The organism is Mycobacterium nebraskense (genome assembly GCF_002102255.1).
GTDB classification, from domain to species: domain Bacteria; phylum Actinomycetota; class Actinomycetes; order Mycobacteriales; family Mycobacteriaceae; genus Mycobacterium; species Mycobacterium nebraskense.
Genome location: NZ_LQPH01000099.1, coordinates 14,737 through 37,564 on the forward strand (window position 1 = coordinate 14,737; position 22,828 = coordinate 37,564).

General features: G+C 68.3%; 19 protein-coding genes and 1 pseudogene. 13 read left to right on the plus strand and 7 right to left on the minus strand.

The genetic code is table 11. The annotated features are described in order from the left end of the window. Window positions 1-12: 12 nt before the first annotated feature. Window positions 13-1,677: a 3-ketosteroid-delta-1-dehydrogenase gene (locus AWC17_RS10315; protein WP_231588573.1), complete on the plus strand. Its 1,665-nt coding sequence runs from the start codon at window positions 13-15 to the stop codon at window positions 1,675-1,677. Here the strand turns inward: AWC17_RS10315 and AWC17_RS10320 are convergent. Continuing rightward, on the minus strand, window positions 1,674-2,363 hold the full coding sequence (locus AWC17_RS10320) for a PadR family transcriptional regulator (RefSeq protein ID WP_046183894.1): 690 nt from the start codon (window positions 2,361-2,363) through the stop codon (window positions 1,674-1,676). The genes AWC17_RS10315 and AWC17_RS10320 overlap by 4 nt on opposite strands. A 133-nt stretch (window positions 2,364-2,496) precedes the next feature. Between AWC17_RS10320 and AWC17_RS10325 the strand changes: the two genes are divergently transcribed. Beyond that, on the plus strand, window positions 2,497-3,429 hold the full coding sequence (locus tag AWC17_RS10325) for a TIGR03619 family F420-dependent LLM class oxidoreductase (RefSeq protein ID WP_046183893.1): 933 nt from the start codon (window positions 2,497-2,499) through the stop codon (window positions 3,427-3,429). Here the strand turns inward: AWC17_RS10325 and AWC17_RS10330 are convergent. Then, a complete protein-coding gene (locus tag AWC17_RS10330; RefSeq protein WP_276038447.1) occupies window positions 3,422-4,315 on the minus strand; it encodes a hypothetical protein in 894 nt (297 codons plus the stop codon). The genes AWC17_RS10325 and AWC17_RS10330 overlap by 8 nt on opposite strands. Window positions 4,316-4,383: 68 nt before the next feature. On the opposite strand from AWC17_RS10330, the gene AWC17_RS10335 reads away from it, so the two are divergent. Then, window positions 4,384-5,508, plus strand: coding sequence for an FAD-dependent oxidoreductase (locus tag AWC17_RS10335; protein WP_047323873.1), 1,125 nt, complete (start codon window positions 4,384-4,386; stop codon window positions 5,506-5,508). A gap of 12 nt (window positions 5,509-5,520) precedes the next feature. Here the strand turns inward: AWC17_RS10335 and AWC17_RS10340 are convergent, their stop codons facing one another. Both AWC17_RS10340 and AWC17_RS33815 read right to left on the minus strand, forming a co-directional pair. Beyond that, on the minus strand, window positions 5,521-6,945 hold the full coding sequence (locus tag AWC17_RS10340) for a multicopper oxidase family protein (RefSeq protein WP_276038466.1): 1,425 nt from the start codon (window positions 6,943-6,945) through the stop codon (window positions 5,521-5,523). A 46-nt stretch (window positions 6,946-6,991) separates the two neighbouring features. Continuing rightward, entirely contained in the window at window positions 6,992-7,732 is a 741-nt protein-coding gene (locus AWC17_RS33815; RefSeq protein ID WP_046187001.1) for an arsenate reductase/protein-tyrosine-phosphatase family protein, read from the minus strand. Between the two features lie 140 nt (window positions 7,733-7,872). Between AWC17_RS33815 and AWC17_RS10350 the strand changes: the two genes are divergently transcribed. The 10 genes and pseudogenes from AWC17_RS10350 (at window position 7,873) to AWC17_RS10400 (ending at window position 17,191) form a co-directional block, all read left to right on the plus strand. Then, the gene (locus AWC17_RS10350) at window positions 7,873-9,069 is read left to right on the plus strand and encodes an APC family permease (RefSeq protein ID WP_141224576.1); all 1,197 of its coding nucleotides are present in this window, start codon (window positions 7,873-7,875) and stop codon (window positions 9,067-9,069) included. Then, window positions 9,066-9,560, plus strand: a complete 495-nt coding sequence (locus tag AWC17_RS10355) for a DoxX family protein (protein ID WP_046186590.1) — start codon at window positions 9,066-9,068, stop codon at window positions 9,558-9,560. Before AWC17_RS10350 ends, AWC17_RS10355 begins: the two co-directional genes overlap by 4 nt. Before the next feature lie 38 nt (window positions 9,561-9,598). Continuing rightward, entirely contained in the window at window positions 9,599-9,925 is a 327-nt protein-coding gene (locus AWC17_RS10360) for an ArsR/SmtB family transcription factor (RefSeq protein ID WP_046186591.1), read from the plus strand. Continuing rightward, window positions 9,922-11,428: pseudogene (arsB, locus tag AWC17_RS10365) on the plus strand (ACR3 family arsenite efflux transporter). The gene AWC17_RS10360 and the pseudogene arsB overlap by 4 nt, the downstream one beginning before the upstream one ends. Before the next feature lie 25 nt (window positions 11,429-11,453). Continuing rightward, on the plus strand, window positions 11,454-11,870 hold the full coding sequence (locus tag AWC17_RS10375; RefSeq protein ID WP_046186594.1) for an ArsI/CadI family heavy metal resistance metalloenzyme: 417 nt from the start codon (window positions 11,454-11,456) through the stop codon (window positions 11,868-11,870). 81 nt (window positions 11,871-11,951) lie between these two features. Next, window positions 11,952-12,449 carry a flavin reductase family protein gene (locus AWC17_RS10380; protein WP_046186595.1) on the plus strand — a complete coding sequence of 166 codons (498 nt, stop codon included), beginning with the start codon at window positions 11,952-11,954 and terminating at the stop codon, window positions 12,447-12,449. 2 nt (window positions 12,450-12,451) lie between these two features. Next, window positions 12,452-13,138 carry a pyrimidine reductase family protein gene (locus tag AWC17_RS10385; RefSeq protein WP_082147656.1) on the plus strand — a complete coding sequence of 229 codons (687 nt, stop codon included), beginning with the start codon at window positions 12,452-12,454 and terminating at the stop codon, window positions 13,136-13,138. Window positions 13,139-13,282: 144 nt separating this feature from the next. Then, entirely contained in the window at window positions 13,283-13,624 is a 342-nt protein-coding gene (locus AWC17_RS10390) for a hypothetical protein (protein WP_046187237.1), read from the plus strand. Between the two features lie 102 nt (window positions 13,625-13,726). Then, window positions 13,727-15,517 (plus strand): serine/threonine protein kinase PknE, encoded by a 1,791-nt coding sequence (locus AWC17_RS10395; RefSeq protein ID WP_047322717.1) that lies wholly within the window; start codon window positions 13,727-13,729, stop codon window positions 15,515-15,517. Between the two features lie 159 nt (window positions 15,518-15,676). Then, a complete protein-coding gene (locus tag AWC17_RS10400; RefSeq protein ID WP_046182104.1) occupies window positions 15,677-17,191 on the plus strand; it encodes a serine/threonine-protein kinase in 1,515 nt (504 codons plus the stop codon). On the opposite strand, the gene AWC17_RS10405 is transcribed toward AWC17_RS10400, so the two are convergent. The 3 genes from AWC17_RS10405 to AWC17_RS10415 are packed head-to-tail and all read right to left on the minus strand — an operon-like array spanning window position 17,182 to window position 22,311. Then, a complete protein-coding gene (locus AWC17_RS10405) occupies window positions 17,182-18,657 on the minus strand; it encodes an MFS transporter (protein WP_046182103.1) in 1,476 nt (491 codons plus the stop codon). The two genes, AWC17_RS10400 and AWC17_RS10405, sit on opposite strands and share 10 nt — an antisense overlap. 55 nt (window positions 18,658-18,712) lie before the next feature. Further along, on the minus strand, window positions 18,713-20,509 hold the full coding sequence (ngg, locus tag AWC17_RS10410; RefSeq protein ID WP_046182102.1) for an N-acetylglutaminylglutamine synthetase: 1,797 nt from the start codon (window positions 20,507-20,509) through the stop codon (window positions 18,713-18,715). Then, on the minus strand, window positions 20,506-22,311 hold the full coding sequence (locus tag AWC17_RS10415; protein ID WP_046182111.1) for an N-acetylglutaminylglutamine amidotransferase: 1,806 nt from the start codon (window positions 22,309-22,311) through the stop codon (window positions 20,506-20,508). The genes ngg and AWC17_RS10415 overlap by 4 nt, the downstream gene beginning before the upstream one ends. Window positions 22,312-22,828 lie beyond the last annotated feature (517 nt).

Below are 22,828 nucleotides of genomic sequence, written 5' to 3' on the forward strand. Positions count from 1 at the left end.
CCCGTGGCCGATATGACGGTCGACCTGCTGGTGGTCGGGTCCGGGACCGGCATGGCCGCGGCACTGGCCGCCCGCGAACTCGGGCTGTCGGTGCTGATCGTGGAGAAGTCGTCGTACGTGGGCGGGTCGACAGCCCGGTCGGGCGGCGCGTTGTGGCTACCCGTCAGCCCCGTGCTGCGAGATGCCGGCGCCGAGGACTCCCCCGAGCGCGCCGCCGCGTACTTGGACTCGGTAGTGGCGGGTTCGGCTCCGCCGCAGCGATCGGCCGAATTCGTGGCTCATGTCCCGGCGACGGTCGACATGCTGCGCCGAACGACCCCGCTGCGGCTGTTCTGGGCCCGTGACTACTCCGACTACCACCCCGAGGAGCCGGGTGGCAGCGCGGCAGGCCGGACGTGCGAATGCCACCCGTTCGACACATCGATCCTCGGCCGGTACCGCACCCGGTTGCGGCCCGGCGTGCTCGAGGCCGGCGTCTCGATACCGACGACGGGAGCCGACTACCGGTGGATGAACCTCGTGGCCCGGGTGCCGAGCAAGGGCATTCCGACGTTCGGCAAGCGGGTGGCGCAGGGGTTCGGCGGGAGGATGATCGGTCGGCGCTACGCCGCGGGCGGCCAGGGTCTGATGGCCGGGCTGTTTGCGGGGGTGCTGCGCGCGGGTGTCCCGGTGTGGACCGACAGCCCGCTCGTGCGCCTGGAAGGCGACGGGGAGCGGGTGACTGGCGCGGTCGTCGACCATGACGGGCACGAGCTGACGATCACCGCCCGGCGCGGAGTGGTGCTGGCAACCGGTGGTTTCGAGCACAGCATGGACATGAGGTGGAAGTTTCAGTCCGAGTCGCTGGGCGCCAATCTGAGCCTGGGTGCCACATCCAATACGGGCGACGGCATTCGTGCGGGGCAGGAATTCGGCGCCGATATTGCTTTGATGGCTCAAGCCTGGTGGTTTCCCGCCATCGCGCCCCTGCCGGGCAAGACGCCGGCGGTAATGCTGGCCGAACGTTCACTGCCTGGAAGTCTCATCGTCGACCAAAACGGCCACCGATTCTCGAACGAGTCCGCAGATTACATGTCGTTCGGCCAGCGATTGCTGGAGCTGGAGCGGTCGGGCAGCCCGGTGGAGGCGATGTGGATCGTCTTCGACCAGCAGTACCGCAACAGCTATGTCTTTGGCGCCGAACTGTTCCCGCGCATGCGCATCCCGCAAGCCTGGTACGACGCGGGCATCGCGGTGCGGGCGGACAACCTAGGCGAGCTGGGTGGCCGAATGAACGTTCCGGTTCCGGAATTCTGCGAGACGGTGACTCACTTCAACCAAAACGCCGCTGTCGGTGAGGATCCCGACTTCGGCCGAGGGCGCAGCGCCTACGACCGCTATTACGGCGACCCGACGATCAAGCCGAACCCCAATCTGCGCCCGTTGGCCAAGGGCCCGTTCTACGCCGTGAAGATGGTGCTCAGCGACCTCGGCACGTGCGGCGGGCTGAAGGCCGACGAGCGCGCACGGGTGCTCCGCGAGGATGGAAGCGTGATCGCCGGCCTGTATGCAATCGGCAACACCGCCGCCAACGCGTTCGGCACGACGTACCCGGGCGCGGGGGCGACGATCGCGCAGGGCCTGGTGTACGGCTACATCGCGGCCCGCGATGCGGCGGCGCCGGACGCGAAGGGCTAGTCCGCTTTGCGTTTGGCCTCGACCTGCTTCTCGACCTCACGCCAGTAGCCAGGCATCGGGCGCGGCTGACCGAAGCCCCCCTTGGCCGCCTTCTTCAGAATGGCGTCCGCCTCGTCGATGTCCTTCATCAGTTCGAGCGCGAATTCGCGCTCCGCGGCGTAATACTTGGCGGCCCAGCGCAGCGCGATCACCGAATACGCCCATGCGGGTTGGGCCTCGGCGCCGTCGGCGTCCTCGACCGCTTTGCGGTGCCTGGCTTCGGCGTAGGCGACGTGTTCCTGCAGCAGCTCCTTGAGCCGGGCCGGGTTACTGAGGTGACCAAACGTCACCCGCAGCAGGACGCTGTGCTTGAGCACCGGGGGGTCCACCGGGGCGTTGTTGGTCCAGTCGGTGACGGCGGCCATCCCGGCTGGCGTGATCCTATAGAGTCGGCGGCTGCGCGTACCCTCGTCGCGCTCAACGCGTGAGGTCACCAGGCCAAGCCCCTCGAGCTTCTTCAGCTCGGTGTAGATCTGGCTGTACGACGGACTCCAATAGTAGAGATCGACGCTCCAGTCGATCCACTTTTTCAGGTCGTAGCCGGAGACCTCCTCCTCGTAGGACATCATGCCCAGCAGCGCCCAACTCGTAGCGGCAAGCGCCGCCTTCGACTTGTTTTCGCCGGTAGGGTCCGGTTCGGAGTCCACGGCGCAAGGTTAACAACCCGGGACGAGGATCTGTTTGATGCGGACCGCTAGGCGGGATGCAGTGTTGTGGGCGATGGTCGCAAGAAGATAGCCGGTCCCCGGACCTGCGTGATGGCTTTGGAGGAAACCCAAGATGAAATTCGCCTTCCCCCTTCCCCACATGCTGCGCCTGCCGGCGATGACGCAGCCCTGGGAAGCCGCAGTCACGGGACCCGACCAGACCCGCATGGTCAGATGCGCCGACCGGTGGGGCTACGACATGATCGCCGTCCCCGAGCATCTCGTCATCCCCACCGAGCACGTCGAGCTGTCCGGGCCCCACTACCTGCACTCGACGGCCGCCCAGGCCTACATCGCCGGCGCGACCGAACGGGTCGCCGTCAATTCCTGCGTCACCATCCTGCCGTTGCACCAGCCGATCGCCCTGGCCAAGGCGCTGGCCACCGCGGACTGGATGAGCGGCGGCCGGATGATGGTCACCTTCGGGGTCGGCTGGCTGGCCCGGGAGTTCGAGCTCCTCGGGGTGCCCTTCGGCGAGCGGGGCCGGATCGCCGACGAATACCTGGCGGCCATCGTGGAGCTGTGGACCAGCGACACACCGCGATTCGACGGCCGCTACGTGTCGTTCGACGACATCGCGTTCGAACCGAAACCGGTTCAAAAGCCCCACCTTCCGATCTGGATCGGCGGCGATGCGGATGCGGCGCTGCGCAGGGCCGCCAGGTTCGCGTCCGGCTGGTGGCCGTTCCTGACACCACCCGAGCAGATCGCCGAAAAACTGGACTACATCAAGTCCCAGCCGTCCTATGACGGCCGACCGTTCGAGGTGATGCACGGGCTGAGCACCAACCGGGTGGGCGAAGGGCACGTCGCCCGTGACGACCCGAACGGACGGCCCGGCATGAGCGCGCAAGAGATCGTCGAGCGGTTGGGCTGGCTCGCCGAGCAGGGCGTGACGATCAGCGCGGTACCCATCCCCGCCGTCGGCGGCGTCGACGAATACCTCGACTACGCGCAATGGGTGATTGAGGAGATCAAACCCAAGGTGCCGCAACCGATCACCTGATCGTCAACCCGCGCTTGCGCACCCACAACACCGCGGCGACGGTGCCGGTGATCCAGACAGCCACGGCGATGGCCAGGTGCACGAAGCTTTTGGTGTCGCGCCCGAACACCGGCCAGATCATCGCGGGCAGCTTGGTCCAGAGCACTTTGTGCTCGACCCCGTTCATCGGGTCGGCGACGTAGTACAGCACGTACGGCAGGGTCAGGACCGCCAACCAGCTGCCGGTGCGGCGCCGGTCACCGCGCTGGCGCCATCGCCGGGTCAGCGGCTCGACGCCGACCGGGTGCAGCACCGAGATGACATTTCCCAAACCCAGCCAGGACACGATGGGCACGGCGACGGTGGGAATCGTGATCGCCAGCCGCTGCGGCGTTTCCAGGCACAGCGTCAACACCATCGCCGCCACCAAGGTGGGCAGCCCGACGATGGCAAGCAGGGCAAGGTTTTTGATCAGCAGGATCCGCCAGAACGGCACGCCGTCCGACAGGCCCGCCAGGACGCGGTAGTGATCGGCGCCGAACAGATTGGTCGTGGTGACGTCGGCCAGCACCCACGACGAAAAGTAGGTGCCCACCAGGATCACCCAGTCGGTGTGGTGGCGGCCGACGGTCAGCGGCTGCACCAGCAGCCACGCCGCGGCGAAGATCACGTTGGCGACCACGCCCATCAACCAGGTGCGGGGCGCGGTGAACGCCCAGCGGATCTCCGCGAGCACCGCCGCCCCCAGGGCGCGCTTTTCGAAGTCCTTGGCGGCCCGCCGGGCGGCGGCCGGGCGGGGGGTCGAGGCGCGCACGGCGGCGTGCAAAGCGGCACGCGCGCGTGGCTGCAGCGACCGCTGCGACTCGGTGATGCGTTCGAAGCGATCACTCCGGGGCGAGGCGATCAAGTGACGTGCTCCTGGCAATCGATCGGTCAGTGGGCGGTCCCGAACTTCATGCCAGGCAGGATAGCGACATGAACCGCAAGCGTGTCGTCATTGCCGGGCTCGGAGACGCGGGTGTCCTGGCCGCGATCCGGCTGTCCGGGTACGCCGACGTCGTTGGCATCTCCGTCAAGCCCGCGCTGGTCAGCGGTCAGGAACTCGGCGTTCGGCTGTCCCGCCCCGACGATTGGGCGCGCGACTACTGGATTCCGTTCGACAGGTTCCGGCGTCTGGACCGGGTGCGCACGGTGCAGGCCCAGCTGACCGGCGTGGACCTGGCCGCCCGCACCGTCCTGGGCAAACGCGCCGACGGCGCGGCCCTCGCCGAGGAGTACGACGCGCTGATCATCTCGACCGGGGTCAGCAACGGCTTCTGGCGCCGGCCCACGCTGCAATCGGCCGCCGACGTCGGCGCGGAGCTGCGCGCCGCGCATGACCGGCTGGCTGCCGCCGGCTCGGTCATCGTCGTGGGCGGCGGCGCGGCCGCGGTGAGCAGCGCGCTCAACATGGCCACCACCTGGCCGCAGAAACGTGTCGACCTCTACTTCCCTGGACCGCGGGCTTTAGCTGAGTACGACCCACGAAGTTGGGACCGGATTCACCGGCGACTCACCGGCCTGGGCGTGGGCATCCACCCGGGCCACCGCGCCGTGCTGCCCGACGGCTTCGCGGGCGACGAGATCACCAGCGAACCGGTGCGCTGGAGCACCGGACAACCCCCGGCCGGCGCCGACGCCGTGCTATGGGCGATCGGGCGGGTGCGACCCAACACCGATTGGCTGCCGCCGGAGCTGCTCGACGAGCGCGGGTTCGTGCGTGTGACGCCGGAGCTGCGGGTGCCCGGATATCGGGGCGTCTTCGCGGTCGGCGACGTCGCGGCGACCGATCCCCTGCGCAGCTCGGCCCGCAACCGGGGGGATGCGCTGGTGGCCCGCAACGTCCGCGCCGAGCTCGGCGGCGGCAGGCTGGGGGCGTACCGGGCGCCGACGCGGCGGTGGGGTTCGCTGGTGGGTATCCAGCCCGACGGGCTGGAGGTTTTTCTGCCCACCGGCCACGCGTTCCGGTTCCCGACGTGGTCGGTCGAGCGAGTGGTGATGCCCTGGATCGTGCGATGGGGCATGTATCGCGGAGTGCGCGAGAACAATCCGCTCGGATAATGAGTGGCCGAATCAGCCGCTGTTCAGCAGCAGCATGAGGCCGTAGTCCATGTGGATCTGCTGGTGGCAATGCAGCAGCGACAGGCCGGGCTGGTCGGCGACGAAGTCGACGTCCATGCTCTGGTACCCGCCCAGCATCGCGACGTCCTTGCGCACGCCGGCCGTTGGCGTGCCGGCGAATTGGGTGATTTCGAAAGTGTGCCGGTGCAGATGCATCGGATGCAGGTCGTCGCTGGCATTGCGGAAGCGCAGCCGGTAGCGCTTGCCCCGCTGCACATCGAGCACGGGCTGGTTGGCGTCCATGGAAAAGGGCGTGCCGTTGAACGTCCAGAGGTTGAAGCCGTTGTCGGCGGCGTTGCGTTTCTCGATCAGCATCTCGATGGTGTGCTCGGGCGGCGGAGCGCTTGCCGGGTTGGGCGCGGCGAACAGCCGGTAATCCCAGGCGAACGGCGGGGGCGACGCCCATTGCGGATCCCCACCGCGCCCGGCGTATTCCACGACGACGCCCATTCCGTGGCCGCGGTCATCGTCGGACAGGTCACCCAGCACCCACACCCCCGGATTGTTCATGGTCACCAGCGCCGAAATGCGTTCGGCCGCACCGAGCCACAGCACGGGCACGGCGGCCGGATTCGGCACCGGGTTCCCGTCCAGCGCGACCACGTTGAAGGTATGCCCGGGCAAGGCCAGGCTGCGCGATTCGGTGGCGCTGCCGTTCAGCACGTGCAGCAACACCCGCTCGCCGGCCCGAACGCGGATGGGGTCGCCGTGGCCGAGCATGCGACCGTTGACGGCGAACGCCCCGTAACCGACCTCGTAGCCGCGCGGTTCGCCCCGCGCCAGCGAGGCCGCCATCGACGACTCGCCCCTGGCCTTGAGATCCGGGTCCTGCGCTCCGGCCAGGAAGTCACTGGCCATGTCGCCGCCGCGGCTGAACGTGGGCTCGAATTCCTTGAGCGTCAAGAAGATCTCTTGGTCGTAGGCGCCGGCGTCCTGCCGGGGCTCGATGTAGACGGGGCCGACCAGTCCGCTGTACTGACCGCGGGACAGGTCGGAGCGCGGCACGACATGAGTGTGGTAGAAGCGGAAACCCGCCGGGCCGGGGATGAAAGAGAGCCGCCGCATGCCGTGCGCGGGGATGTATGGCGTCCCCTCCTCGGCAGAGCCGTCGACGTCGACACCCACGTGCTGACCGTGCCAGTGCAGCTGCTCGGGGGAACCGGTGTCGTTGAAGACATCCACCGACGTCCGTTGACCCTCTTTGAATCGCAGCAGCGGGCCGGGGAATTGGCCGTTGTAGGTCAAGGTCGACACGACGTGGCCCGGCGCCAATTCGACTGCGCCGGTACCGATCCACAGCGTGTAATCCGCCTTACCACCGGGTGGTGGCCGCCCGCAGGCGGCCGCGGCGCCGGCGCTTCCACTTGCGGCCAGCATCGCCAACCCGCCCCATTTGAAGAAGTCACGCCGATCGAGCGACACGTCATCGCCTCCGCGGATACGCGTCGAGGGCGGGCAACAAAAAGTCGATGCGGTCATCCAATTCGCTTGCCACCCGGTCGAATTCCCGATAGCCGGCGCCGGTGGCGGACGGGTCGGGCAGGCTCCAGTGCATCGTCGTGGCCACGCCGTGGTCACGCGCATACTCGCGAACCCTGTCGCACAGGGTGATCACGCAATCGAAGCGGCGCCGGGCCACCGCGGTCAACGGTTGGGGCCGATGCCCGCCGAGGTCGATGCCGTACCTGTCGCGCATGATGCGTATCGCGTTGCGGTGCAGGTGCGGTTTGGGATGACTGCCCGCGCTCGCGGCACGAATGCGGCCCTGGCCCCGGCTCTGAAGCAGCGCCTCGGCCATCGGAGAACGCGCGCTGTTGCCGGAACACAAGAACAGCACCGACCGCGCCGCGGGCCTGGCGACCGGCGTTGGTCCGAGTGCCGGATGCAATGCCGCGGCCGCCGCGTGGAATGCCCCGGCGCACCCCGTCAGGTTCAGGCGGTAGTAGGTGTTGCGGCCGTCGAAACTGCTGCGCCGCGCGTCGACGAGCCCGGCCGAGCGCAGCAGCCGCAAGTGATACGAAACCAGGTTCTGCGGCTCGCCGACGGCGGCAGCCAATTCCCGCACCCGGTGGTCGCTGCCCGCCAATTCGGTCAGCAGCGCCCAGCGCACCGGATGCGACGCCATGTGCATCAGCGACGGGACCGCCGTCTTGCTCGCCACCATCCTCGGCGAGGATACATCAAACTCATTTGATAGGTTGGCCGCTGCGTGCGCGGTGAGGAGACGCATTGGCCGACAGCAACACCGGCGAGCTTCGCCGAAGCCTGGGCTTGTTCGACGCGGTGACGATCGGACTGGGCTCGATGATCGGCGCCGGGATTTTCGCCGCGCTCGGCCCGGCGGCGCGCGCGGCGGGCTCGGGGCTGCTGCTGGGCCTGGCGGTAGCCGCGGTGGTGGCCTATTGCAACGCCACCTCGTCCGCGCGGCTGGCCGCCCGCTACCCCGCCTCCGGCGGCACCTACCTGTACGGCCGCGAGCGGCTGGGCGAATTCTGGGGATACCTGGCGGGGTGGGGCTTCGTCGTCGGCAAGACCGCCTCGTGCGCCGCGATGGCGTTGACCATCGGCTCCTACGCGTGGCCGTCACACGCGCACCCGGTGGCGGTCGCCGCCGTGGTGGCGCTCACCGCGGTGAACTACGCCGGGGTGCAGAAGTCGGCCTGGCTCACCCGCGTCATCGTCGCGCTCGTCTTGGCCGTGCTGGCCGCGGTGATCGTCACCGCATTCGCCTCGGGAGCGGTTGGCGCCGAACAACTTCGCCCGGTTGGTACGAGCGTCGGTGGGGTGATTCAGGCCGCGGGGCTGTTGTTCTTCGCCTTCGCCGGCTACGCGCGCATCGCCACCCTGGGCGAGGAGGTGCGCGACCCGGCGCGCACCATCCCGCGCGCGATACCGATCGCCCTCGCCATCGCCTTGGCCCTCTACGCCCTGGTGGCCGTCGCGGCGCTCTCGACGCTGGGGCCCCGGCGCCTCGGCCGAGCGACAGCGCCGCTGGCCGACACGGTGCGGGCGGTCGGGACGGGCTGGCTCGTCCCCATCGTTCAAGTGGGCGCGGCGGTCGCGGCACTCGGCTCGCTGCTGGCGTTGATCCTGGGTGTCTCGCGCACCACGTTGGCCATGGCCCGCGACCACCACCTGCCCCATGCCCTTACCGCCGTGCACCCGCGGTTCCAGGTGCCCCACCGCGCCGAGTTGCTGATCGGCGCCATCGTGGCGGTGTCGGCCGCCACCGTCGATCTTCGGGGCGCAATAGGTTTTTCGTCATTCGCCGTGCTGATCTACTACGCGGTTGCCAACGCTTCCGCTTTCACCCTCGGGCCCGATGAGGGCCGCCCGCACCGCGCGATCCCGGTGCTCGGCTTAATCGGGTGTGTTGTGCTGGCATTCGCGATGCCGCTGACTTCGGCGCTGTCCGGACTGACGGTGCTGGGCATTGGCGTCGCCGCCTATGCAATTCGGCTCGTCGCGACCCGATTTCGGCAGAAGGGAGACCGCACATGACTCGACCCGCATCCCGACTCGCTCCAGTGCTTTCGACGCGCGCCCCGGCCGCGGTGGTGCTGATTCGTCTCTATGTGGGCCTGGTATTCGTCTGCGAGGGCGCGCTGAAGTTTCTTCGGCCGGCCTCGCTTGGCACTGGCAGGTTCGATAAGGCGGGCATCCCCGCGCCCGCGTTCTTCAGCACCCTGGACGGAATCTTCGAGATCGGCTGCGGCGTCCTTATTCTCCTCGGGCTCCTGACGCGGCTGGCCACCCTGCCGATGATCGTCGACATGGGCGGGGCGCTGTTGATCACCAAGCTGCCCATCTTCTGGGGACGTGCCCCGCTCTTCCGCGCCGAACACGGGTGGTGGGACTTCATCCACGAATCCCGCGTCGACTTGGCCCAGCTCTGCGGCAGCCTCTTCCTGCTTTTCGTCGGGGCCGGCGCCTTGTCACTCGACGCCCGGCTCAGCCGATCCGCCCTACGGTCGCCGCCGTCGATGACGTAGGGTTTGCGCACTGATTCGATAAATGCTTATATAGAAGAATGTCGAAACAAGAGCTGGCATGCTGTCCCACCCTGGGGACGGCCGCCATGGCCGAGTCCCAGGCCACGGAATTGGCGGCGATGTTCAAAGCGCTGGGCGACCCGGTGCGGCTGAGGTTGTTGAGCCTGATCGCCAGCCACCCCGGCGGTGAGGCCTGCGTCTGCGAGATCTCGGCCACCTTCGACGTCTCCCAGCCCACGATCTCTCATCACCTCAAGCTGCTGCGCTCGGCAGGACTGCTGGACTGTGAGCGCCGGGGCACCTGGGTGTACTACTGGGTGGTTCCGGCCGCGCTGCAGCAACTTTCGTCGGTCCTGCGCCCATGAGCAGCACCCACACGCCGGCATCCACCGCAGCCGCGACGGTGACCCGGCTCCCCACCCTCGACCGATTCCTGCCGGTATGGATCGGCGCCGCGATGGCGGCCGGCCTGCTGCTGGGACGAATCGTCCCAGGGCTCGGATCGGCCCTGAGTGCCGTCGCCGTTCAAGGGATTTCGTTGCCGATCGCGGTCGGCCTGTTGGTCATGATGTATCCGGTGCTGGCCAAGGTCCGCTACGACCGGCTCGACGAAGTCACCGCCGACCGCAAGCTGCTCGCATCATCCTTGTTGCTCAACTGGGTGGTCGGTCCCGCGGTGATGTTCACGTTGGCCTGGTCGCTGCTGGCGGACCTGCCGGAGTACCGCACGGGCCTGATCATCGTCGGGCTGGCTCGCTGCATTGCGATGGTGATCATCTGGAACGACCTGGCCTGCGGGGACCGCGAGGCCGCAGCCGTGCTGGTCGCCCTGAATTCGCTGTTCCAGGTGGTCATGTTCGCCGCCCTGGGCTGGTTCTACCTCTCGGTGCTGCCGGGGTGGTTGGGCCTGCCCCAAACCGGCATCCATGTCTCCCCATGGCAGATCGCCAAGGCGGTGCTGATCTTCCTCGGCATTCCGCTACTGGCCGGATACCTGTCCCGCCGGCTGGGCGAACGGTTCCGGGGCCGCGACTGGTACGAGACGCGGTTCCTCCCCCGCGTCGGGCCATGGGCCCTGTACGGGTTGTTGTTCACCATCGTGATTCTCTTCGCCCTGCAAGGCCATGAGATCACCTCTCGGCCATTGGACGTGGCCCGCATCGCGATCCCGCTGCTGGCCTACTTCGCGATCATGTGGGCCGGGGGGTATGCCCTCGGACTCCTGCTGCGGCTTGGCTACGCACGCACCGCCACCCTCGCGTTCACCGCCGCCGGAAACAACTTCGAACTGGCCATCGCGGTGGCCATCGCGACCTACGGCGTCACGTCCGGGCAAGCCCTGGCCGGGGTCGTCGGCCCACTGATCGAGGTGCCCGTGCTGGTCGGGCTGGTCTACGTTTCGCTTGCCCTGCGGGCCCGGCTGTTCCGCGCCGACTCAACCCGAGGAGTCGCCGATGACCGGTAAGCCCAGCGTCCTGTTCGTCTGCGTGCACAACGCCGGACGCTCGCAGATGGCCGCCGGCCTGCTGAGCCGGCTGGCCGAAGATCGCATCGAAGTCCGTTCCGCCGGAACGCAACCCGCCGATGAGGTCAACCCCGTCGCCATTGCCGCCATGGCCGAGCTAGGCATCGACATCACCGCGGCCAACCCGAAAATCCTCACCGGCGAAGACGTGCAGACGAGCGACGTCGTGATCACCATGGGCTGCGGCGACACCTGCCCTTACTTTCCGGGAGTGTCCTACCGCGACTGGAAAGTGCCCGACCCCGCCGGCCAACCGTTAACCACGGTGCGTGCCATCCGCGACGACATCGCCCAGCGCGTCGAGGCGTTGATCGCCGAACTCCTGCCCACCACAACCCCATAGCCGCACCGAAAAGAAAGGACATCTCATGTCTCGTGTGCAACTCGCCCTCAACGTCGACGACCTCGGCGAGGCGATCGCGTTTTACTCCAAGCTGTTCGACACCGAACCGGCCAAGGTCAAACCCGGCTACGCCAACTTCGCGATCGCCGAACCGCCGCTCAAACTGGTGCTGCTCGAAAACCCCGGTCACGGTGGCACCCTCAACCACCTCGGCGTGGAAGTCGCCTCGAGTGACACCGTGCACGCCGAAATCGGCCGCCTCACCGAACGAGGGCTGGTCACCGAGGAGGAGCTCAACACCACTTGCTGCTTTGCCAGCCAGGACAAGGTTTGGGTCACCGGCCCCGGCGGCGAACGCTGGGAGGTCTACACCGTCCTCGCCGACTCCGAGACCTTCGGAGAAACCGCCGACGAATCCGAAGCGGCCTGCTGCCAGGCCTAGCCCCGCACGGCCGAGGGCCCGCGGCGCGCCGTGGTCGCGGCGATGCGGTTCCGCCGCGGGCCAAACGGGAAGACTGAGCGGATGGCCGACCCGGGAGAAGATGCGTTCGAAAAGCTGGTGGCGCTGCTGAACTACCCGATGTACGTCGTGACCACGCGGGCCGACGACATCGCGGCGGGCTGTCTGGTCGGATTCGCCAGCCAGACCAGCATTCACCCACCCCGGTTCCTGGTCGGCCTCTCCAGGAAGAACCACACCTTCCGGGTCGCCACCAAGGCGACCCACCTGGCGGTGCACGTGTTCGACCACGAGCACCTCGACATCGTGGAGCTTTTCGGCAGCCAAACCGGCGACACGATCAACAAGTTCGACCGGTGCTCATGGCACAGCGGCCCGGAGCAGATGCCCATCCTCGACGACGCGGCCGCATGGTTCGTCGGCGAGATTCTCGAGCGTTTCTCGCTCGGCGACCACGTCGGGCATCTGCTCGCGCCGACAGCCGGCCGTCCCCCGCGGGAACTGGAAAGCTGGGTGTCTTTCGGCGACGTCCGCCATCTGGAACCCGGCCACGAGGCGTAGCAGTGATTCCCCGGGTGGGCACCGTCGCCGGCATCACCGAACTCGCCTCGTTCTACGCCGATCCCCCGCAGGGGGTGCGGGCCAACATGATCTTCAGTGCCGACGGCGCCGCCGCGTTCGGCGGCCGGGCCGGTCCGCTGTCGTGTCCCACCGATCAACAGCTGCTGAAAATCCTGCGCGGCTTAGCCGACGTCGTCCTGGTGGGCGCCGGCACCGCCCGCGCAGAGAACTACGGCCCGGTGCGGCTGACCGATGCGGGGCGGACCGCGCCGCCCCCGATCGCGGTGATCAGCCGCAGCGGCCGGCTGCCGTCCAGGCTGTTCAGCGACCCCGACCAGCCGCCGATCGTGGTGACGTGCGCGCACGCCGCGGCGGCGCGAGACGACCCAGGCGACGGCCGCCGGCAGGTACTGCTGGCCGGTGAGGAGTCCGTGGACGTGGCGCACGCCGTCGCGCTCCTGCGCGCACGAGGCATGCACCGCATCCTTTGCGAGGGTGGTCCGACCGTGCTCGACGAACTGGTGGAAGCCGACGCCGTCGATGAGATCTGCGTGACTCTGGCCCCCAAGCTCGCCGCCGGCCAGCCGGTGGGCCGCCTTACGCCGTCGCCGCTGCCCGCACCGGTGACGATGCGCCTCGAGCACGCCCTGGTTTGTGACGATTACCTGTTCTTGAAGTACTGCCGCTGATTCCGCTCGACATGCAGCCGGCGAAACCGCTTCCTATGATGGAAATGCCCGGTTGCACACTCGTATCGAATCGCCTGCGCGGCATCATTTTCAGTTCCTCGCCGTCCACTTTCTCGAGCCACACAGAGGAGGACCATCGGCCAGGTGAGCAGCTCAAATGACGACCATGACTACCGCAATCTGGCGGTGAACCGGCTGCGGCCCAGCGAACTTCAATGGGCGCTGAACCACGACGCCGTGCACGGGATCGCGTACGCCTTCAAGAATCCCGTCGCCGTCGCCGAATCCATTGACGATCCGGACGACGACAGAAAGACCTATCTCATCCGCGTCAAGCGCGACGACCTGGCCAACGCGTTCGGCAAGATCAACGATTGGATCACCGAAAACCCCGGCCCCGCCGGCATGCAGGCCTTCGGATTCGTCCGGGCCCTGTCCCGCGAAGGGCTCACAGAACGCACCAGCGGTGACGACGAGCTCCGTTGATCCGGGTTATCTGATTAGCTGGCTTTCGCTATTCGGCGTGCCCAGCAGCGTGTGAAACCTTAGCCTTATGCCTGCGCAACGGTCGGTGACTGAGGAGTCGTGATGGGTGACACGACCGCGGATTCGCGGGAGGGTTCGCAGTTCGGTCCGTATCGGCTGCGGCGGCTGGTCGGCCGCGGCGGCATGGGTGACGTCTATGAGGCCGAGGACACGGTGCGCGAGCGCGTCGTGGCGCTGAAACTGATGTCGCAAACGCTGTCCAACGACCCCGTCTTCCGCTCACGCATGCAGCGCGAAGCCCGCACCGCGGGCCGGCTGCAGGAACCGCACGTCGTGCCGATTCATGACTTCGGCGAGATCGACGGCCAGCTCTATGTCGACATGCGCCTGATCGACGGCAAAGACCTGGCCACCATGCTGAGCCGGTACGGACCGCTGGCCCCGCCGCGGGCGGTGGCCATCGTGCGCCAGATCGGCTCGGCGCTCGACGCCGCGCACGCCGCCGGGGTCCTGCATCGCGACGTCAAACCGGAAAACATCCTGGTCAGTAGCGATGACTTCGCCTACCTCGTCGACTTCGGGATCGCCAGCGCCACCGCCGACGAGAAGCTGACGCAGATCGGCACCACCGTGGGCACCGTCAAGTACATGGCCCCGGAGCGGTTCGGCGACTCCGAAATCACCCATCGGGCCGACATCTACGCCTTGGCCTGCGTGCTGTACGAGTGCCTGACCGGCTCCCCGCCGTACACCGGCGACCAGGTCAGCGTCATGGGCGCCCACCTGCACCAGGCGATCCCGCGGCCCAGCGCCGCGCGGCCCAGCATCCCGGTCGCCTTCGACGGGGTGATCGCCCGCGGCATGGCCAAGGATCCCGCGGACCGCTACGCCACCTGCGGTGACCTATCCGCGGCCGCGTACGCGGCGCTGGCCGAATCCGACCAGGACCGGGCCACCGACATCTTGCAGCGCAGCCAGGTCGCACGGCTGCCGGCCGCGGTCGCCGGCCAGCAACCCGGCGCAATCGCCCAGGCCGCCCCCGCGCACGCCCCGTCGTCCGGCCCGATGTGGGCGGCGCCGACGCCTCCCGGTGGTCCGGTCCCCCAGCCGACGGGATGGGCCGGCGCCCCCGCCTGGGGCCCCAGCACCGCCGGGCCCGTCGGGGCGCCGCCGTGGGGTCAACCGCCGCGGCCGAGCCGGAAGCCCTGGCTGTGGGTCGGCGTCGTCGGCACCGCCCTGGTGGCCATCGTGGGCGTGGTCCTCGCGGTCGTCCGGCCATGGGAGTCGTCGCCTTCGGCGGCGCCGACCAAGCAACCGCCGCCGCCGGACGCCGTCGCGCTTCGGGTTCTCGACGACGGCGTGTTCGTCGGCAGCTCGGCAGCATCGATGACGATCGACATCTTCAACGAACCCATCTGCCCACCCTGCGGCAGCTTCATCCGGTCGAATGCGGGCGACATCGAAAGCGCCGTCAACAACAAGAAGCTCGCGGTGCGCTACCACCTGCTCGACTTTCTCGACGACAAGTCGCATAGCAAGAACTACTCGACGCGGGCGGTGGCGGCGTCGTACTGCGTCGCAGCGCAAAACGACGCCAAGGTGTACAGCGACTTCTATTCCGGCTTGTTCGCCAGCAACTTCCAGCCCGCGGAGGACGCCGCGGAGGACCGCACCGACGGAGAACTGGCCCAACTGGCCAAGACCGTCGGCGCGGACGCCGACGTCATGACCTGCATCAAGTCGGGGGACGACGTCGGCACGGGCAAGGCGAAATCCGCGAACGGGTACGCGACGCTGTCGGGCCTCAACGCGAATTCCACGCCGTTCGTGTGGGACGGCACCGCGTCCGTGAACTATCAGGACCCGACCTGGCTGACGAAGCTGATCGGGTAGCCGAAACACGCTGCAGCATCGGGGCTTAAGAAGTCACGGGAAGGTGCGCCAGCGGCCCCTGCGCCGGCGGAGCCAACGGTCCGACGGGGGATGTTGTACTTTTCCTGCGGTGGGATTGGTGGGCCCTAAGAGGACTTGTGAGTTGATGGGAGTCACTCGATGACCGGCGCACAGGGCTCGCGGGCGGGGACGATGTTCGGCCCCTACCATCTCAAGCGGCTGCTCGGGAGTGGCGGGATGGGCGAGGTCTACGAAGCCGAGCACACCGTCAAACAGTGGACGGTAGCGCTGAAGCTGATGTCGCACACCTTCAGCCAGGATCCGGTGTTTCGCAAGCGAATGGAACGCGAGGCCCGCATCACCGGCCGGTTGCTGGAACCCCACGTGGTCCCGATCCACGACTACGGCGAAATCGACGGGCAGCTGTATCTCGAGATGCGCCTCATCGAGGGGATCGACCTGGGCAGCCTGCTCGAACGCGACGGGCCGCTGCCCGCACCGCGGGCGGTGGCCATCATTCACCAGATCGCCTCGGCGCTGGACGCCGCGCACGCCGCCGGGGTGACGCACCGTGACGTCAAGCCGCAGAACATATTGATCACCGGCGACGACTTCGCCTATCTCGTCGACTTCGGGATCGCCAGCGCACAGTCCGACGAGAAACTCACCCAACTGGGCACCGCCGTGGGCACCCTGAAATACATGGCACCCGAACGGTTTTCGAGCGACGAGGTGACGCCCCGCGCCGACGTCTACGCGCTGGCCTGCGTGCTCTACGAATGCCTGACCGCGACCCCGCCCTATCGCGCCGACAGCACCGGGATGCTGGTCAGCGCCCACCTGATGCAGCCCATCCCCAAACCGAGCGAGCAAGGCTCCGGAGTGAGCCCGGCATTCGACGCGGTGATCGCGGGCGGCATGGCGAAGGACCCGATCGAGCGCTATCCCACCGCCGGCGCCCTGGCCGAGGCCGCGCACAGGGCGCTCAGCAGCCCCGAACGCGAACGAGCGGAAACGATTCTGCGCCAAAGCGAAATCCTCTCCCCCGCGCCGGACTCCGGGCAGCCGGGCACCCCGGCCGCGTCGCGCCCGCGCAACCGCTGGCCGATCGTGGCCGCCGCCGCGGTGGTCGTCGTCGCCGTCTGCGCCGTTGGGATCTGGCTCGTGCTCAAGCCCACCGGCCAGCGGCACGCCAAGGCGACCGTCGCGAAAACCCCGCCGCCGTCAACGGCCGCCCCCAACGACGAGCAGGCCCGGCTGATCAGCCTCCTCCCGCCCGGCTACCTGGCCGGCACGTGCACCCCGGCCACCCCGGAGTCGGGCAGCATCTGGGTGCACGCGGTCGCCATGGTGACCTGCGGGCAGAACACCCAACCCGGCGGCCCCACCCGCGCCACCTACGGGCTGTTCGCGACGCCCGACAGGCTGAAGAGGGCCTTCAACGACGACATCGCCAACGTCAGCCTGGTGAACTGCCCCGGCGAGGGCCGCTCACCGGTCAGCTGGCACTACGACCAGACCCCCAACGACATGGCCGGGCTGATCGCGTGCGGCACCTACAACAACCACCCGAACGTGATCTGGACCAACGACGAAAAACTGATGCTCGACGACGTGTCCGGGGACCCGGCCACCGTCGAGGACCTGCACACCTGGTGGGACGCCTACGGCTGATCCCGCCGACTCGCCTCGGCGTCGTCGACCGTCAGGGGCAGGGCCAGCTCTTCGAGCGGGCGTCGTTCGGCCGCGATCCCGAGCCGCAATTCGACCAGGCCCGCGATCGCCATGACCGCGGCGCCCGTCAGGAACGACCACATCACCTGACCGCGTTCCCCCGAACTGATCAGCTGCCCGAACAGCAACGGGCCGGTGATGCCGCCGATCGCGGTTCCCACCGCGTAGAAGAACGCGATCGCCAGCGCCCTGGTCTCCATCGGGAAGATCTCGCTGACCGTCAGGTAGGCCGCGCTGGCGCCCGCCGACGCCAGGAAGAACGCGACCGTGAGCACGGCGATGAACGCCCAGACGCCGCCGGCCTGGGTCACGAACACGACCGCTAGGACGATGGCCACGGCCGCGGACCCGATGTAGGTGGCCGTGATCATCGGCTTGCGGCCGATGCTGTCGAACAGGTGGCCGAGCGCCAGCGGGCCGATGAAATTGCTCAGGGCCCACAGGATGAAGAACAGCGGCACCTTGCCCGACGGCACTCCGTAGAACCCGCTCAACAGCGTGCCCAGATTGAACGTCACGCCGTTGTAGAGGAACGCCTGCCCGGTGAACAGCGCCAGCCCGAGGATCGCGCGCTGCGGATACAGCTTGAACGCCACCCTGGCGATTTCGCGGAACGAAATCGTCTCGCGCTGGCGGATTTTGAGCATGCGCCCTTGCGGCTCGGGCAGCGGGTGGCCGGTCTCCTGCCGGACCGCTTCCTCGACCTCGCCGACGATCCGCTCGGCCTCCTCGTCGCGGCCGTGGATGAACAACCACCGCGGACTCTCCGGAACGTTGCGCCGGACGAGCAGGACGAAGATGCCGAAGATGGCGCCGACGCCGAAGGCGAGCCGCCAGCCGATGTTGGGCGCGAAGTTGGATGTGTCGAGAAGGACGAGCGCGCCGGCCGCTCCCGCGGCCGAGCCAAGCCAGTACGTCCCGTTGATGATCAGGTCGACGCGGCCGCGCAGGCGGGCGGGGATCAATTCGTCGATGGCCGAATTGATCGCGGCGTATTCGCCGCCGATGCCGGCGCCGGTGAAGAAGCGCGCGACGAAGAAATACCAAGGGGCGAAAGCGAATGCGGTCGCGACCGTGGCGGTCAGGTAAACCGCCAGGGTCAGCATGAACAGATTGCGCCGCCCGAAGCGGTCCGTCAGGTGACCGAAGAACAGCGCGCCCAGGCACGCACCGGCGATGTAGAACGCGGCCGCCATGCCGATCTGCGCCGCATTGAGGTCGATGCCGCTGCCCTTTTCCGTGAGGCGGGCGGACACGTTGCCCACCATCGTGACCTCGAGCCCGTCGAGGATCCACACCCCGCCGAGCCCGATGACGACGCGCCAGTGGAATCGCGACCAGGGCAGCCTGTCCAGCCGCGCCGGCACGTGGGTCGTGATGGTTCCGGTTTGCACGCTTCCGCTCATCTGGCTCCTATCTGAATGATCTCCAGAATTACCCAAGCGAAGCGCATGGCAAGCCTCAGCCTCGGTCCGCGCGCGACTCCTCAGGGGTCCAGGCCGCCGGCTGGCCCGGGTGGCCGGGGAACAGGAAGTCGATGAAAGCCGCGGCCGTGGGCTGTGGTTCGTGGTTGGCCAGCCCCGGTCTTTCGTTGGCTTCGATGAAGGCGTACTCGGCGCCGGTGACGTCGGGCACCAGCAGGTCGATGCCCGTCACGGGGATGCCGATCGCCTCGGCCGCCGTCACCGCGACGCGACACAGTTCCGGGTTCACCACGGCGGTGACGTCGTGAATCGTGCCGCCCTGATGCAGGTTGGCGGTGCGGCGAACGCGCAGGCGGGCTCCCTGGGGCAGCACGTCGTCCAGCGTCCAACCCGCCTCGGCGACCGTCGCCTCGGTGAGGTCGTCGAGCGGGATGCGCGACTCGCCACCGGTGGCCGCGGAGCGCCGCCGGCTTTCGGCCGCGATCAGGTCCCGGATGCTGTGCTCCCCGGTGCCGATGATCTCGGGTGGCATCCGCAGCGCGGCGGCAACCACCCGGCCGTCGATCACCACCAGCCGAAGGTCGTCGCCCTGCACCCGCTGCTCGATCAGCACATCCGGGTATTGCTGGCGCGCGCGGGCCAGCGCGGCGGCGAGCTCTTCGGGACCGTGGTCGGCGGTCACGCCGACGGTGATGCCCCTACCCTGTTCGCCGCGGGTCGGTTTGACGACGACCTCCCCGACCTCGGTGAGGAAGTTGTAGTCGCCTTCGTCGAAGGTGGCCAGGCGGGCGCGGGGCACCGTGATGCCCGCCTCCGAAACGAGGCGGCGCGTCAGGCGCTTGTCGTCGCAGCGGCACATGGCGACCGCCGAGGTGTACTCGGACAGCGATTCGCGGGTGACCACGCTGCGGCCACCGTGGGTGAGTCTCATCTCGCCGGTCTCGGCGTCGAGCACCTCGACCCAGATGCCGCGGCGCAGCGCCTCGTCGGCGATGATCCGGGCGTAGGGGTTGAGATCGTCGACCGTCTCGGGCGGCGGGCTGAACAGCGGCTCATTGATCGCGTTCTTGCGCTTGATCGCCAGCACCGGGACGCGGCGGAAACCCAGCTTCTCGTACAGGCCGATGGCGGCGGCGTTGTCGTGCGCGACCGACAGGTCCATGTAGGCGCGGCCCGCGTTGCGGAAGCGCTCCGCCAGGGCCCGGGTGAGGGCCGCACCGATTCCGGGGAGTCCGGCCGCCGGATCGACCGCCAGGGTCCACAGGCTCGACCCCTGCTCCGGGTCGTCGAACAGCAACTCGTGGTCGACGCCGGTGACGGTGCCCACCACGGCGCCGTCCGCGTCCCGCACCGCCAGCAGGTAGGTCACCGCCGGCACGTTCAGGTGGTTGTTCCAGATGACGTCGACGCCGGCGGGCACCATTCCGCAGCGCACGTAGACGCGGTTCATGGCATCGGCATCGACCGGGTCGTTCAGCGTGCGCACGGTCACGCCGAGCGGCGCCGGCGACAGGTCCTCCGCCGTCGGCGAATCGGTGAAGCGCAGGCGATAGGTGTGGCTGGGGTCGATGAAGAGCTCGCTCGGCGCTTCGGCGACCACCACGTGGGATTCGCGTGCGTAGATGCAGATGTCGCGGCGCCCGGGCCCTTCCCGGCGCAGCGCCTCGACCAGCTCATGGGCGTCGGCGAAGGTCTGACCGAAAATGAGTCGGCCCCAGCCTAATTCGAGCTCAACGTCCTTGGCCATCGCCTCGACCAGCTCCGGCGGCGAGGCGTCGTGCAGGCCGAGGGTGATCGCCTCGGTGGGGTCGCCGGAGGGATCGATGACGGTCATGCCACCGGGCCCGTAATCCCGTGGCGCTGCAGCCAGAGTTCGAGCAGGGCTATCTGCCAGAGTTCGTTGCCGCGCAACGGGGTCAGCTTGCTGTTGGGGTCGGCCAGTAGGGCGTCGACCGCCTCCGTGCGAAACAGCCCGCGCTCCTTGGCGACCGGCGCGTAGAGCGCGTCGCGAACCATGTCGAGGTAGGGCCCCTCCAGGTGGGTCAGCGCGGGAACCGGGAAATACCCCTTGGGCCGATCGATCACCTCGGACGGAATCACCCGTCGCGCAGCCTGTTTGAGGACGCCCTTGCCTTCGTGCGCGATCTTCAGCTCCGGCGGGCAGGTCGCCGCCAGTTCGACGAGCTCGTGGTCGAGGAACGGCACCCGGCCCTCCAGTCCCCAGGCCATGGTCATGTTGTCGACCCGCTTCACCGGGTCGTCCACCAGCATCACGGTGGTGTCGAGTCGCAGCGCGCGGTCGACGCCCGTCTCGGCGCCGGCGCGCGCGAAGTGCTCGGTGACGAAGCGCTCACTGGGGTCGCCCGGGGCCATGATGCCCAACCCCAGCAGGCCCGCCATTTCCGCAGAATCGCGGTCGAAGAAGGCGCCGCGGTACTCGGCGACCGAACCCGCCAGCGAGGCCGCGGCCGGCGAGCCCATCGGCGGGTACCAGTGGTAGCCGGCGAACACCTCGTCGGCACCCTGGCCGGACTGCACGACCTTCACGTGGCGCGACACCTCTTGGCTGAGCAGGTAGAAAGCGACGCAGTCGTGGCTGACCATGGGCTCGCTCATCGCGCCGATGGCCCCGTCGAGCGCGGGCAGCATCCGGTCGGTTCCGATGCGGATCTGATGGTGGGCGGTTTCGAAGCGTTCGGCGATGATGTCCGACCACCGGAACTCGTCGCCCTCGACGCCGCCGGCGGACTCGAAGCCGATGGAGAAGGTCATCAGGCCGTGCTGGCCCGCCTCGGCGAGCAGCCCGACGATCAGGCTGGAGTCGACGCCGCCGGACAACAGGCAGCCGACCGGCACGTCGGCGACGAGTCTGCGCTTGACCGCGATGCGAAGCGCGTCGAGCACCGCGTCTTCCCAGTCGGTTTCCGACCAGCGGGCGCGGTCGTCGTGCCGGGTGAAGTCGGGGGTCCAGTAGGTCGTCGTGGTGCGGCGGCCGTCGGGCTCGATGGCCACCAGCGAAGCGGGCGGCACCTTGCGGACCCCCCGCAGGATGGTCAGCGGCGGCGGGACCACCGAGTGAAACGTCATGTAGTGGTGCAGCGCGACCGGGTCGATGCGGGTGTCCACGCCGCCGCCGGCCAGCAGCGCCGGCAGGGTCGAGGCGAACCGGATCCGGTGCCCGTCCTCGGTTAGGTAGAGCGGCTTGATTCCGAGCCGGTCGCGACCGAGCAGCACCCGTCCGCTGTCGCGTTCGACGATGGCGAAGGCGAACATGCCGTGCAGGTGGCTGACGAAGTCGTCGCCCCAGTGGCGGTAGGCCTTGAGCAGGACCTCGGTGTCACTGTGCGAGAAGAACCGATAGCCGTGCCCGCTGAGTTCGCGGCGCAGCTCCTTGTAGTTGTAGATGCAGCCGTTGAAGGCGATGGCCAGGCCCAGCTCCGAGTCGACCATCGGCTGGGCGCCGGCCTCGCTCAGGTCGATGATCTTGAGCCGGCGATGACCGAGCGCGACGCGGCCCTGTGACCAGGCGCCGGACGCGTCGGGCCCCCTTGGGGTCATCACGGCGGCCATTGCGGACACCGCTGCTACGTCGGGGACCCGCCCGTCGAGCCGTACCTCCCCGGTGACTCCGCACACTCCTTGGACCATACCGAAGGCGGTTGCGGCGCGCCCGTAAGGCCACCGTGAAATGCACCGGCGCCGGTTCGCCGGTCGCGGGTAAACGTCGTATTCTGGCTCGGGTCAACTGGCGGCGGGACCCACCGCGGCGAGTGAATAAATCGGGCGGGAATTATCCGCCGCAGGACCGGATTTTGCCGACGGTGATCCCCCGACTGTTAAATCTTGGTTGCGCCCTGCTCTCGCCGTTGGCGCCGGCGCGGGCCGGTGGCGTCGTCCCACCCTCGCGGCTTTCGCTCGCGGGCAGGTTACCCGAGCCGATAGGGCGAATGGGAATGCCTGCGGCGCAATCGATTGCAACGTTCCAGGGGTCAGCGGCGGTCCGGGGCGCTCGGATATTGACCGTCGAGCCCCCGACTGATTCGGGCCGATTTGTGTGAGGTGGCGCGATTGACGCCGACGAGAGAGATGCGCCGATTCTGGCTAATCTTCAGCCACCGTTATTGCAGAAAGCCCAGCCGCCACATTGAGGAAG

Coding starts and splice junctions, on each gene's coding strand:
- AWC17_RS10335 (WP_047323873.1), top strand. CDS start 4,384: ATGAACCGCAAGCGTGTCGTCATTGCCGGGCTCGGAGACGCGGGTGTC.
- ngg (WP_046182102.1), bottom strand. CDS start 20,509: ATGACCGTCATCGATCCCTCCGGCGACCCCACCGAGGCGATCACCCTC.
- AWC17_RS10355 (WP_046186590.1), top strand. CDS start 9,066: ATGACTCGACCCGCATCCCGACTCGCTCCAGTGCTTTCGACGCGCGCC.
- AWC17_RS10360 (WP_046186591.1), top strand. CDS start 9,599: ATGTCGAAACAAGAGCTGGCATGCTGTCCCACCCTGGGGACGGCCGCC.
- AWC17_RS10380 (WP_046186595.1), top strand. CDS start 11,952: ATGGCCGACCCGGGAGAAGATGCGTTCGAAAAGCTGGTGGCGCTGCTG.
- AWC17_RS33815 (WP_046187001.1), bottom strand. CDS start 7,732: ATGGTGGCGAGCAAGACGGCGGTCCCGTCGCTGATGCACATGGCGTCG.
- AWC17_RS10400 (WP_046182104.1), top strand. CDS start 15,677: ATGACCGGCGCACAGGGCTCGCGGGCGGGGACGATGTTCGGCCCCTAC.
- AWC17_RS10315 (WP_231588573.1), top strand. CDS start 13: ATGACGGTCGACCTGCTGGTGGTCGGGTCCGGGACCGGCATGGCCGCG.
- AWC17_RS10405 (WP_046182103.1), bottom strand. CDS start 18,657: ATGAGCGGAAGCGTGCAAACCGGAACCATCACGACCCACGTGCCGGCG.
- AWC17_RS10340 (WP_276038466.1), bottom strand. CDS start 6,945: ATGCTGGCCGCAAGTGGAAGCGCCGGCGCCGCGGCCGCCTGCGGGCGG.
- AWC17_RS10375 (WP_046186594.1), top strand. CDS start 11,454: ATGTCTCGTGTGCAACTCGCCCTCAACGTCGACGACCTCGGCGAGGCG.
- AWC17_RS10395 (WP_047322717.1), top strand. CDS start 13,727: ATGGGTGACACGACCGCGGATTCGCGGGAGGGTTCGCAGTTCGGTCCG.
- AWC17_RS10325 (WP_046183893.1), top strand. CDS start 2,497: ATGAAATTCGCCTTCCCCCTTCCCCACATGCTGCGCCTGCCGGCGATG.
- AWC17_RS10350 (WP_141224576.1), top strand. CDS start 7,873: ATGATCGGCGCCGGGATTTTCGCCGCGCTCGGCCCGGCGGCGCGCGCG.